This window comes from Streptomyces sp. NPDC054932 (assembly GCF_053610205.1).
The window spans coordinates 40,095-51,469 of record NZ_JBSGXU010000040.1 but is presented as its reverse complement, the minus strand read 5'-3'; the positions used below and the strand labels follow the sequence as shown (position 1 = coordinate 51,469).

General features: G+C 72.8%; 15 protein-coding genes. 5 read left to right on the top strand and 10 right to left on the bottom strand.

What is annotated here, in order from left to right; genetic code table 11:
- The 4 genes from ACWGE1_RS14275 to ACWGE1_RS14260 all read right to left on the bottom strand — a co-directional run.
- Positions 1–1,218: amidohydrolase family protein (locus ACWGE1_RS14275; protein WP_453420786.1), on the bottom strand; the 1,218-nt coding region annotated here is incomplete at its 3' end.
- On the bottom strand, positions 1,215–2,531 hold the full coding sequence (locus tag ACWGE1_RS14270) for an amidohydrolase family protein (protein WP_453420785.1): 1,317 nt from the start codon (positions 2,529–2,531) through the stop codon (positions 1,215–1,217). The genes ACWGE1_RS14270 and ACWGE1_RS14275, both read right to left, overlap by 4 nt.
- Before the next feature lie 12 nt (positions 2,532–2,543).
- Positions 2,544–3,428, bottom strand: coding sequence for an SDR family NAD(P)-dependent oxidoreductase (locus ACWGE1_RS14265; protein WP_453420784.1), 885 nt, complete (start codon positions 3,426–3,428; stop codon positions 2,544–2,546).
- A gap of 1 nt (position 3,429) precedes the next feature.
- Positions 3,430–4,239, bottom strand: a complete 810-nt coding sequence (locus ACWGE1_RS14260) for an acetoacetate decarboxylase family protein (RefSeq protein WP_453420783.1) — start codon at positions 4,237–4,239, stop codon at positions 3,430–3,432.
- A gap of 153 nt (positions 4,240–4,392) precedes the next feature.
- Here ACWGE1_RS14260 and ACWGE1_RS14255 point away from each other — a divergent pair, with 153 nt between their 5' ends.
- From ACWGE1_RS14255 to ACWGE1_RS14235, 5 genes are all read left to right on the top strand, one after another.
- Positions 4,393–5,028: a TetR/AcrR family transcriptional regulator gene (locus ACWGE1_RS14255; RefSeq protein ID WP_453420782.1), complete on the top strand. Its 636-nt coding sequence runs from the start codon at positions 4,393–4,395 to the stop codon at positions 5,026–5,028.
- A 174-nt stretch (positions 5,029–5,202) separates the two neighbouring features.
- The gene (locus tag ACWGE1_RS14250; RefSeq protein ID WP_453420781.1) at positions 5,203–6,180 is read left to right on the top strand and encodes a DEDDh family exonuclease; all 978 of its coding nucleotides are present in this window, start codon (positions 5,203–5,205) and stop codon (positions 6,178–6,180) included.
- A 92-nt stretch (positions 6,181–6,272) separates the two neighbouring features.
- Positions 6,273–6,506, top strand: a complete 234-nt coding sequence (locus tag ACWGE1_RS14245; RefSeq protein ID WP_030009585.1) for a hypothetical protein — start codon at positions 6,273–6,275, stop codon at positions 6,504–6,506.
- A gap of 128 nt (positions 6,507–6,634) precedes the next feature.
- Positions 6,635–7,426, top strand: coding sequence for an SURF1 family cytochrome oxidase biogenesis protein (locus ACWGE1_RS14240; protein WP_453420780.1), 792 nt, complete (start codon positions 6,635–6,637; stop codon positions 7,424–7,426).
- A gap of 9 nt (positions 7,427–7,435) precedes the next feature.
- Positions 7,436–8,191, top strand: coding sequence for an SDR family oxidoreductase (locus ACWGE1_RS14235; protein WP_453420779.1), 756 nt, complete (start codon positions 7,436–7,438; stop codon positions 8,189–8,191).
- A 25-nt stretch (positions 8,192–8,216) separates the two neighbouring features.
- Here the strand turns inward: ACWGE1_RS14235 and amaP are convergent, their stop codons facing one another.
- The 6 genes from amaP to ACWGE1_RS14205 all read right to left on the bottom strand — a co-directional run bounded on the left by amaP (position 8,217) and on the right by ACWGE1_RS14205 (position 11,254).
- Positions 8,217–8,780 carry an alkaline shock response membrane anchor protein AmaP gene (amaP, locus tag ACWGE1_RS14230; protein WP_453420778.1) on the bottom strand — a complete coding sequence of 188 codons (564 nt, stop codon included), beginning with the start codon at positions 8,778–8,780 and terminating at the stop codon, positions 8,217–8,219.
- The gene (locus ACWGE1_RS14225; protein ID WP_453420777.1) at positions 8,777–9,427 is read right to left on the bottom strand and encodes a DUF6286 domain-containing protein; all 651 of its coding nucleotides are present in this window, start codon (positions 9,425–9,427) and stop codon (positions 8,777–8,779) included. The genes amaP and ACWGE1_RS14225 overlap by 4 nt, the downstream gene beginning before the upstream one ends.
- Complete coding sequence (locus ACWGE1_RS14220; protein WP_453420776.1) at positions 9,328–9,696, bottom strand: hypothetical protein; 369 nt, start codon at positions 9,694–9,696, stop codon at positions 9,328–9,330. Before ACWGE1_RS14220 ends, ACWGE1_RS14225 begins: the two co-directional genes overlap by 100 nt.
- A 7-nt stretch (positions 9,697–9,703) precedes the next feature.
- On the bottom strand, positions 9,704–9,889 hold the full coding sequence (locus ACWGE1_RS14215; RefSeq protein ID WP_453420775.1) for a hypothetical protein: 186 nt from the start codon (positions 9,887–9,889) through the stop codon (positions 9,704–9,706).
- 17 nt (positions 9,890–9,906) lie between these two features.
- On the bottom strand, positions 9,907–10,344 hold the full coding sequence (locus ACWGE1_RS14210; protein WP_382510831.1) for an Asp23/Gls24 family envelope stress response protein: 438 nt from the start codon (positions 10,342–10,344) through the stop codon (positions 9,907–9,909).
- 130 nt (positions 10,345–10,474) lie between these two features.
- Complete coding sequence (locus ACWGE1_RS14205) at positions 10,475–11,254, bottom strand: enoyl-CoA hydratase/isomerase family protein (protein ID WP_453420774.1); 780 nt, start codon at positions 11,252–11,254, stop codon at positions 10,475–10,477.
- Between the last annotated feature and the right edge of the window lie 121 nt (positions 11,255–11,375).

Below are 11,375 nucleotides of genomic sequence, written 5' to 3'. Positions count from 1 at the left end.
GACCCGGACCGACCCCCCTCGGGCGAACGCCGGGCTGGTGGCCTCCGGGGGGACCTGCGTCAGGGGCTCCGCGATCTCCGACACCAGCGGGCCGTGCTTGGCCGCGACCGCGTCCAGCAGGGCGAGGTCGAAGCCGTAGACGCGGGCCGCGTTGCCGCCGACCATCGCGGCGACCTCCTCGCGCGGGAGGCCCGCGTAGGCGATGCGGAGACCTTCGCGGGAGAAGGGGGTGGTGCCCTCGTCGTGCGGGTAGTCGCTGCCCCACATGATCTTGTCCAGGCCGATCCGCTCCCGCAGCGGGACCTCGTGGGGGCGCATGAAGCTCGCTCCCACGAAGCAGTTGTCCCGCCAGACCTCGCTCGGCCCCCGCCCCATCGCCTCCGCGAGGCCCGCCCCGAATTTGGACTCGGCCGTGGCCGAGGCCGCGACGAGGCGGCCGTGGTAGTAGTCCAGCATCTCCAGCACGCCGGGGATCCACCCGGAACCCTGCTCCGTGAGCACCAGCTTGAGGCCCGGGTGGCGGCGGAAGGCCCCGCCGAAGACCAGGTGCCACAGGGCTCGGTGCGAGAACCAGGTCGTCTCCACCATGAAGACGGCCCGGGCCGCCGGTTCGTCGCCGAGCGGCGGCGAGGCCGAGCCGCCGTGGTGGTTGACCGGGACGTCGAGCTCGTCGCACACAGCCCAGATGGGGTCGTAGGCGGCGGAGTAGAGCTCGGGCACCGTCGAGCCGGGCGGGACGCCCGGCAGCAGGATGCCGCCCGTCAGTCCGGCCGCCCGCACCCGGCGGATCTCGCCGACCGCCGCGTCCACGTCGTTCAGCAGGATCTGTGCCACCCCCGCCCGGCGTCCCGGCGCGTCCGCGCAGAAGTCCGCCAGCCACCGGTTGTGGGCCTGCAGCCCCGCCCAGCGCATCTCGTACTCGGCGGCCGTCGGGGGCTGGGCCATCAGGGATGCCTTGGGGAAGAACGGCGGGATGGTGTTGGGGAAGACGACCTCGGCGACGATGCCGTCCGCCTCCAGTTCCGCCAGTCGCCGGGCGGAGTTCCAGTTGCGGTCGGCGGTGTCCGCGAGGAGGTCCTCGTACGGGTTCACGTAGGTGGCGGCCCAGGCGTCGAAGTCCTCGTGGTGGCGCTTCTCCAGGTACGGCCTGTAGTCCAGCAGGTCGGCGCCCGCGTGGCAGTCCGCCGAGATCACCGTGTAGCGGTCCTCGGACGTCACGGGTTCACCCCCAGTACCGGGAAGTCGTTGCCGGTGAGCCAGTGGCGTCCCGTCTCTCGCGAGCGGGCCCAGGATGCCTCCACCGCCGCCTGGTCCGGGGACTGGCCCAGTTCCGCCGGGGTGGGGCCGATCCGGCGGGCGATCGGAGCCAGCTTCGCGGTGTCGAAGCCGAAGACCTCGGCCGCCGCCAGCCCCAGCATCCGGCGGGTCTCGGCGACCGGGATGTCGTGGAAGGTGTTCTTCAGCCAGGTCCGGGTGTTCGGCCAGGTGCCCTCGGGGTGCGGGAAGTCCGAGCCCCACAGGATGTTGTCCACGCCGATCTCGTACCGCTGCGCCAGCTCCCGCCGCTTGGTGTTCGTGGCGCAGATGAAGACCTGGCGGTCCAGGTACTCGCTGGGCGGTCGCTTCAGCTCCTCGAACGGCGAGAGCTTCTTGCCGCCGTGCGCGCCGAGGTAGAGCCGGTCCATGAACCACAGCTGGTTCGGCAGCCACCAGCAGCCCGCCTCGGCGACGCCGAACCGCAGGCCGGGGTGGCGCTCGAAGACCCCCGACCAGAGCAGGAACCACAGCGGACGGGACGGCCACCAGGTGACCTCGGAGACGAAGATGCCCAGGTGGTCGCCGTACTCGTGGCGCGGCGAGGACCCGGAGTGGGTGACGATCGGCATCTGCGTCTCGGCGGCCGCCGCCCAGACGGGGTCGTAGCGGCGGTCGTGGTAGGGCGCCTTGTCCACCCACATCGCGGGGATCATCAGCGCGCCCAGCCCGGACTCCTTGGCCCGGTGGATCTCCGCCACGACCTTCGCGGGCTCGCCCGTGATGGGGAGCAGGGCCACTCCGCAGTGCCGCTCCGGGGTCTGCCCCACGAACTCCGCGAGCCAGCGGTTGTGCGCCTGCGCGCCCGCCATGCCGAGCTCGGGGTCCTGGTCGCCGCAGAGGCCGAGGCCGACCCCGAAGGGGGCGGCGGTCTGGCTGTCGACCGCGTCCGCGTCGGGGAAGACGACCTCGGCGGCCACGCCGTCGCCGTCGAGTTCCTTCAGCCGCTGCCCGGTGTCCCAGCCGCCCTTGAGGCCTTCCTCGTGGTCGTGGAACCACTTCTCGGCGAAGGCCTCGTTGCGGACGCCGAGGCGGGTGGCCTCGGCGCGTCGGGCGTCGCGTTCGCCGAGGAACTCGTCGAATTGGGGGTGGAAGCGGGAATCCAGGTAGGGCCGGTACTGCTCGGTGGGCAGGCCCGCGTGGCAGTCGGAGGAGATGATCAGATACGGGTCTTCGTGCGGGCCCGTCCGTTCGGGCCGGCCTTCGTTCGTACTCACCACACACGCCCCTCAGTCGAGGATGAAGCTTTCCAGGTAGGCGGGGTTGGACCGGTCGAGCATCGACTGCGACCGGGCGCGGATCTGCCGGTCGCTGTGCTCGCCGGCCGGGAGCATCCAGAAACGGTCGGCGCGGATGCCGTCGACGACGTGCTCGGCGACCTCCTCGACCGGGGTGAACTGCACCTCGTGCCCGGCCTGCCGCATCGCCGCCTCGTACTGGTCGAGGCTGCGGTACGGGGCCTTGCGCGGCCGCTCCTTCGCGTACCGCGCGGGCCGGTTGCGGTGCGACTCCCACAGCCCGGTGCGCAGCATGTGCGGTCCGGGGAAGAGGACGGAGGCCCCGACGGAGGCGCCCTCCGCCTTGAGGTGCGCGTAGAGGGACTCGGTCATGGTGACCACGGCCGCCTTGGTGACGGCGTACACGGAGGCGGTGGGCAGCGGGGCGATGCCGCCGTCGCCGGAGGAGGTGTTGACGACGTGGCCGGGGGCGCCGGCGGCGATCATGCGGGGGACGAAGGCCTGGATGCCGTGGAAGACCCCCCACACGTTGACGGAGAAGGCCCACTTCCAGTCGTTGGGCTCGTGCTCCCACATCCGGCCCTCGGCGCCGGAGCCGACGCCCGCGTTGTTGCAGAGCACGTGCACGGAGCCGAAGGCGTCGTAGGCGGCGTCGGCGAGCGCGACCACGCTGTCCCGGTCACTGACGTCGACCACCCTGGCGAGCACCTCGGCGCCCTCCGCGACGAGCTCGTCCGCGGCCTTGCGCAGCGCGCCCTCCTCCACGTCGGCGAGGACCACCTTCAGCCCTTCGGCGGCGAAGCGGCGGGCCATCGCGAGGCCGATGCCGCCGGCGGCTCCGGTGACCACGGCCACCTGTCCCGGTTCGAGTCGCACGTCAGCCCCTCCCCGCCGACGATCCCTCCGGGGGCGCGTCGAGGATCTGCTGGGGGTCGTCGTAGCGCTGGTGGATGTAGGGGAGCAGGGCCTGGGCGCTGACCCGTTCCGCGACCCGGCCCTTCTGGTCGGTGGTCTTCTCGCCGATGGTGATCTCCACGATCCGGCGGACGGGAAGGTCGGCGACGGGGTCGAACATCGACTCCCGCAGGACGATGTCCCCGGTGATGTGCTCCAGCCTGCGGACCTTCTCGTTGCGCGTGCAGTGGACGAGCACCGGGTCCACGTCGAAGCCCGAGCCGTCCACGGCGGGCAGGAACTTGAAGTAGAAATCGGTCTTCGTGGTGGGCTCGGGCAGGGGCAGTGCGCGGTCCACGGCGCCGCGCACCTCGACGAAGGCGATCCCGTGCCGGGCGAGGGCCGCCCGTACGACGAGGCCGTCGCGTTCCACGGTGACCTCGCCCAGCTTCTTCGGCTCACCGAAGACCTCGCGGCCGCCGGTCAGGGCGCGTTCGTGCGTCATCGGCATGACGAGGGGGTACCAGCCCTCGACCCCGCCGTGCTGGGCGGCGACGGCCACCGAGCCGGCGCCGAGCGGGTAGCCGGGCAGGTCGACCTTGCTGATGTTGGCCCGTACGAGGGGCCGGTCGGCCGGTTTGAGCGGCGGCGGCAGGACCGCCGCGACCACGTCGGGGTCGCTCTCCCAGACGGCGACGACACCGGTGGACCAGATGTCAGGGAGCTTGGAGCTCTTCTCGCGCGACGCCGCGATCTCGGCCTCGGTCCGCGCTCCGTACCGTACGCGTGCCATGTACCGCACCACCCTTCAGTCCCTCCCGGCGACGGCCGGGGGCGGTTCTGTAACACAGTTACACCGGCACCGATGAAGGGTAAAGACCCCTGCACGCAGCAGAACTGACGCATCGACAGTTTTCGGACCTCGACAGACGGGCGGACCGGATCCATGGCCAGAAGCGCGCTGACCCGGGAGGAGGTGCTGGACGCGGCCGCGTCCCTGGTCATGCGGCACGGTCCGGCCGCCCTCACCATGCGGGGGCTCGCCGCCGAGCTGGGCACCGCCGTGACGTCCATCTACTGGCACGTCGGCAACCGCGAGTCGCTGCTCGACGCCCTCGTGCGGCGGACCGTGGAGGAGATGGGCGCGATCCGGCCCACCGGCCGCACCCCGGCCGAACGGATCCTGTCGGTGGCCCGGACCCTGCGCCGCGAACTGCGGACACGTCCGCACCTGATCGCCATGGTCCACGAACGCGGACTCACCGAGCGCATGTTCCTGCCCGCCCAGCAGGCACTCGTCCACGAGGTGCACGCCGCGGGACTGCGCGGCGCCCGGGCGGCGGACGCGGTGCGTGCCGTCCAGTTCCAGGTCGTCGGGTACCTGCTCGTCGAGCGCAACCGCGAACGCGCTCCGGCGCAGTCCCCGGCCGAGAGCGAGCTCTGGGACCCGGCCTCGGCCCCCCACGACCCGGCCCTCGCCCGCGCCCTGGCCCGCCCGGCGGACCCGGACCGGCTGTTCCTGCTGTCCGTACGGGCCCTGGTGCACGCCCTGCTCGCACCGGGGGCGGCCCCGCCGCACTAGATCGCGCGGTGCGTGCCCGCCGGTGCGCGCGGCTCCGCGATACCGGCTGCTGCCGGGGCCGGTTGACGGCTGCGGGACCGAACGGCTCGCGGCGGGTGATCCCATCGCCGCCCTGTCCCGACGGCGGGAAGCCGCCGGTGCGGCCACGGGTGTCAGTCGGGGCCGATATCCTCTGTGACCATGCTCGACGACCGTACGACCGCAGACACGATGTGGCCGACCGCGTACCCACAGGGGTACGCGGTCGTCGACGTGGAGACCACCGGGCTCGCTCGCGACGACCGGATAGTCTCCGCCGCCGTCTACCGGCTCGACGCCCAGGGCAATGTGGAGGACCACTGGTACACGCTGGTCAATCCGCGGCGGGACCCGGGACCGGTGTGGATCCACGGACTGACGAGTGCGATGCTCTCCGACGCCCCGCTCTTCGAGGACATCGCCGAGGAGTTCGCCGACCGGCTCGCGGACCGGGTGCTGGTCGCGCACAACGCCATCTTCGACTGGCAGATGATCGCCCGGGAGTACGCACGGGCCGCCGCCACCGCGCCGGTCCGTCAGCGGCTGTGCACCATCGCCCTGTCCAAGGAACTGAACCTGCCGCTGCCCAACCACAAGCTGGAGTCGCTCGCCGCGCACTTCGGCGTGGTCCAGCAGCGCGCCCACCACGCGCTCGACGACGCCCGGGTGCTCGCGGAGGCGTTCCGTCCCTCGCTGCACGCGGCCGCGCAGGGCGGTGTACGGCTGCCCCTGCTGGAATGCCGGCCGCTGACGGAGTGGTCGGACTCGGCCGTCACCCCGCGGGTCGGGTACCAGGCCTCCTACCGGGGCAGCAGCTGGCGGCCCTCGCGCAAGCGGCCGCCGTGCCCGCACCCGAACCCGGGGCGCTTCGAGGACGGCAAGCCCCTGAAGCAGGGCATGCGGATCGCCTTTTCCGGTGACACCTCGGTGGAGCGGGAGCTCCTGGAGGACCGCGCGGTCGAGGCGGGCCTGCACATCGCGACGAGTGTGTCGCGGCTCACGAGTCTCCTCGTGACCAACGACCCCGACTCGGCGACCTCCAAGACGGTCAAGGCGAAGAGCTTCGGCACCCCGGTCGTCGACGAGGCGGCCTTCACCCAGCTGCTGCGGGACGTGGCCCCGGCCGAGTCCTGAACCGGAGGGCCGTTGCGCCGGCCGGGTGCAGGCGCGGCGACTCACCCGGCTGGATCTTGTTCCGTCCGTTCCCCGTGCGCAGCATTCCGCCCATGGCACGTTGTGAGGTCTGCGGAAACGATTACGGCATGTCCTTCGAGGTGCACGCGCAGGGCGCCGTGCACGTCTTCGACTGCTTCTCCTGCGCCATCCACCGCATGGCGCCCGTCTGCGAGCACTGCCGGGTCTCGATCATCGGCCAGGGTGTCGAGGTCGCGGGCCAGTGGTTCTGCGGGGCGCACTGCGCCCGGGCGGAGGGGAAGGTGGGCATCGTCGACCGCGTCTGACTCCTCCTCCCCCGCGTCCCGACGCCCCGTACCGGGACGCCCGTCCCGACGCCCCCGTCCCGTACGCCATGACCCCGGACGGCCACCCGGCCGCCGGGGTCCTTCGCGCTGCGGGTACCGTCGTGGGCGTGTACCGCTTTGTGTTGACCCGGCAGTGGGTGTTCCTCACCCTGATCGCCCTCGCCCTCATCCCCGTGATGATCAAGCTGGGGTTCTGGCAGTACCACCGCCATGAACACCGTGTCGCACAGAACCAGCTGATCGAGGCGAACCTGCGGGCGCAGCCGGTCCCCATCACCGAGGTCACCTCCCCCGGGCACCGGGTCCCCCGCGCCGACTTCTGGCGCACGGTCATCGCGACCGGCACGTACGACACCGCGCACGAGGTCGTCGTACGGATGCGCACCGACAACGACGACAAGGTCGGCTTCCACGTCCTGACCCCGCTGGTGCTGTCCGACGGCCGGGTGGTCCTGGTCAACCGGGGCTGGGTGCCGGGCGGCGACGACCCCCGCGCCTACCCGCCGGTGCCGGCCGCGCCCGCGGGCGAGGTCACGGTCACCGGCCGGCTGAAGGCCGACGAGACGAGCGGCGGCAGCGGCATCAAGGACCGCAAGGGCCTGCCGGACCGCCAGGTGATGCTGATCAACAGCGCGCAGCAGGCGGAGTACCTCGGCCGGTCGGTCCTCGGCGGGTACCTGGAGCTCACCGGTCCGGCTCCGGCGGAGGGTGGTCCGGAGACGGTCGCCGACCCCGACCACGACTCGATCGGCCCGCACATGGCGTACGCCATCCAGTGGTGGCTGTTCACGGGCGCGGTCCCGGTGGGCTGGGTGGTCCTCGTACGGCGGGAGAAGCGCGAGCGCGAGGAAGAGGCCGCCAAGCGCGAAGCCTCCCGGCAGGAGCCGGCGACCGCGTAGCGTGTCGGCATGGATCTTGGACTGAAAGACCGTGTCTACATCGTCACCGGGGCCACGCGCGGCCTCGGCTTCGCCTCCGCCCGGGAACTGACCTCCGACGGCGCGAAGGTCCTCCTGACGGGCCGGGACGAGAAGCGGGCGGCCGACGCCGCCGCCGAGCTCGGCCCGAACGCCGCCGGTGTCGCGGCCGACAACTCCGACCCGGAGGCGGCCGCGCGGCTCGTCGCCACCGCGCGGGAGCGCTTCGGCCGGCTCGACGGCATCCTCATCAGCGTCGGCGGCCCGGCGCCGGGCTTCGCGGCGGACAACACCGACGCGCAGTGGGCGGCGGCCTTCGAGTCGGTCTTCCTCGGCGCGGTCCGCCTCGCCCGGGCGGCGGCCGCCGAGCTGGGCGAGGGCGGGGTCATCGGCTTCGTCCTGTCGGGCTCGGTCCACGAGCCGATCCCCGGCCTGACCATCTCCAACGGCCTGCGCCCGGGCCTCGCGGGCTTCGCGAAGTCCCTCTCCCTGGAGCTCGGACCGCGCGGGATCCGGGTCGTCGGCCTGCTTCCGGCGCGCATCGACACCGACCGCGTCCGTGAGCTCGACGCCCTGTCCGGTGACGCCGAGGCGGCGCGGGCGGGCAACGAGTCCCGTATCCCGCTGCGCCGGTACGGCGCCCCGGAGGAGTTCGGCCGCACCGCGGCCTTCCTGCTCTCCCCGGCGGCGTCGTACCTGACGGGCGTGATGATCCCGGTCGACGGCGGCTCCCGGCACGGCTTCTGACCCGGACCGGTCGACAAGACACCCCCTAGTTGACGCGCTGGGCCCGGTGGGACGTCACCTTGAGGCGGGCCTCCGCCGGCAGTTCAGGGAGGCCCGCCGAGGTCCGGGCGTGGGTCAGGACCGGGCCGGCCACGTGCGCCAGGGCGTCGGCGGGGACCGCGTGGGGTTCCAGCTTCAGGGCGACCCGCAGAGCGGGCGACCCGCGCCGCCCGCGCAGGACGACCCGGCAGCCGGCGACGCCGTCCAGGGCGCCGGCCTCCGCGGCCACCGCCTCCTCCAGCGCGCGCCCGCGCAGCAGGGCGAACGCCCCGTCCCCGGTGTCCACGTACAACGCCTGCAGCCGCGGACGCCGCAGCTGGGACAGCAGCCACCACAGCGCCAGCAGTACGCACACCGCGAGCCCGGCGAGCACCACCCACCACCAGCCGTCGTCGTGCCAGTACCGGCTCCGGGTCTGCGCGCTCAGCAGCGCCGCGTGGCGGCCGTTCAGCGGCCACGATCCCGTCAGCACCACGACCCCGGCCGCCAGCAGGACCGTCCCGGCCACCGCGAGCAGGATCCGGTTCACCGTTCCGAGCATCCCGCTCATCTCCTGACCCGTACGCGTGTGTGCGGCGGGTGCGCGAGGCCCAGTTCCTCGACGCCGACGGCGAGTACGGCGTCCAGGTCGGCCCGTACGTCGTCCAACTCGCGGAAGTGCGAGGTGGCCCGCACCCCGATGCGGGACCGGCCCACCTTGACCCGGACCGAGCGCACCCCGGCGACCTCCATGGCCCGGTCCCGCAGGACCTGCGCGGCGTCCTTGCGGCCGAGACCGGCCCGTACGGCGGTGTCCTGGCCGGGCGTGCGCATGGTCAGGATCCGGCGGAGCCCGGGGGTGAGCGCCAGCAGCAGGAGGACCGCCCCGGCCAGGGCCAGGGCCCCGCCGGTCAGCTGCACCGACAGGTCGGCGGGGGTCGCCGTCTCCAGCCAGTGGGCGAGGTCGTGGCGCCAGCTCATGGCGGGCCGGCCGGACCGTTCCGCGGCCAGGTCGTACAGGAACAGCGCCGCCACCCCCAGCACTGCCAGGGCGGTGAGCGCGGCCGGCACCCGGCGGGCGGAGCGGAACCGGTGGGCGCGGCCGGAGCCGGGGGCCGTCACCGCAGCCGCCGGTCCCGCCCGGCGGCGGTCCGGGTGTGCGTGGAGTGCAGGTGCTCGACGTCGATGTCCACCTCGGGCACGGACATCTGCGCGCACTCCTCGACGCGGAGGGCGACCCGGGCGCGGACGGCGGCGCACTGGGCGGCGAGGTCGGAGGGGTAGTCGAGCTCCAGGCTCACCCGTACCCGTGCGATGTCGTGGTGCACGGTGACGGTGGCGTGCGGGGGCGCGCCCGAGGGGGCGGAGAGCGCCTCCCTCGCGGCCTGGGCCGCGATCTTGGCGACGACCCGGTCGGCGATGAGGGTGGACCCGCGGTCGGCGGCGGCCACCCGCGGCGGGGTGGCCCGGGGCTGGGTCGTACTCATCGGCCCCTCACCCGCGCCGGTCGTCACGGCGGCGGAACAGGTCCCCGGCGTCCAGGTCCCCGTCGAGGAAGCGTCCTGCGACGAAGCCGAGGGCGCCCAGGGCCGCCACCAGGAGGAAGGCGCCGAAACCGCCGAAGTAGCCGGCGAACGCCAGGGCCATTCCGGCGAACAGGCCGGCGATCGCCATGCTCATTTGCTGGATCCTCTCGGCTAGTGGAGACGGGACTCCGGCTCCTCGTCGGGCTCGTCGGGCAGCTTGACGTCACTGACGGCGATGTTGACCTCGACGACCTCCAGGCCGGTCATCCGCTCGACCGCCGAGATGACGTTCTCACGGACCGCCCGTGCCACGTCGCGGATCGACACGCCGTAGTCGACGACGATCTCCAGGTCGAGGGCGGTCTGGACCTCGCCGACCTCCGCCTTGACGCCGCGGCTGACGGATGCCTTCTGGCCGCCGGGCACACGATCGCGGACGGCGCCGAAGGTACGGGAGAGGGCGGTGCCGCTGCCCATGGCGTGTACGCCGACCACCTCGCGGGCGGCCAGCCCTGCGATCTTCTCGACCACGCCGTCGGAGATGCTCGTACGTCCCCGGTCGCCGGGTTCCTTGCCGGAGCCACCGCGGCCTGATGCGGATTCGGTCATGGCGTGCCCTTTCGCGCGTGCGGAATCGGACTCACTCCGCACCACGTTAGGCGCCCGGGCGCGCGGGCGCCCCGGGAGTACGCCGGTCGGCTGGCCGGTTTCCCCCGGGGCTCCGGTGTCACGGCGGCCCTCAGTCGGAGAGACCTGCCAGATCCCGCAGGCGGCGGGCCTGGGCCGCGCGCTCGGCGGCGCGCTGGTCGTCGTAGGGGCGGGACTGCGCGGTGCGCAGCAGCGCCTTCGTCTCGATCACGGCGTCCCGCGGCGGGGCCAGCAGGGCGGTGGTGAGGTCCTGGACGGCGGCGTCGAGCTCATCGGCCGGGACCACGAGGTTGGCGAGGCCGACCCGTTCCGCCTCCTCGGCGTGCACGAAGCGGCCCGTCGCGCAGATCTCGAGCGCGCGGGCGTAGCCGACCAGGGAGGTCAGGGGCTGGGTACCGGCCAGGTCGGGGACCAGACCCAGGCTGGTCTCGCGCATGGCGAACTGCACGTCGTCCGCGACCACGCGCAGGTCGCACGCGAGCGCGAGCTGGAAGCCGGCGCCGATCGCGTGCCCCTGCACGGCGGCGACGGAGATGATGTCGTTGCGCCTCCACCAGGTGAATGCCTCCTGGTACTCGGCGATCGTGGAGTCGAGCAGTTCGTCCGAACCGCGTGCCAGATCGAGGAAGGACGGCTCGCCCTCGAAACCTTCGGGGGTGAACGCCTGCCGGTCGAGCCCGGCGGAGAAGGACTTGCCCTCACCGCGCAGCACGACGACCCGGACGGTGCCCGGCAACGACTTCCCGGCCTCGGCCAAAGCCCGCCAGAGCGCGGGGGATTGGGCATTTCGCTTGGCCGGATTGGTCAGTGTCACCGTGGCGACCGTGTCGTCGACGGTAAGTCGTACGCCGTCCTTGTCGAGCAGAGCCATCTTTCATGCCTCCGGTGTGCAGTCGGCCGCAAGCTCGGCCTAAGTGACTGCACAGTAACCACCCGGTCGACCGGAAGGCCGACCGGGGGTCACCGAAGGCACCGTTGGATCATGATGGACC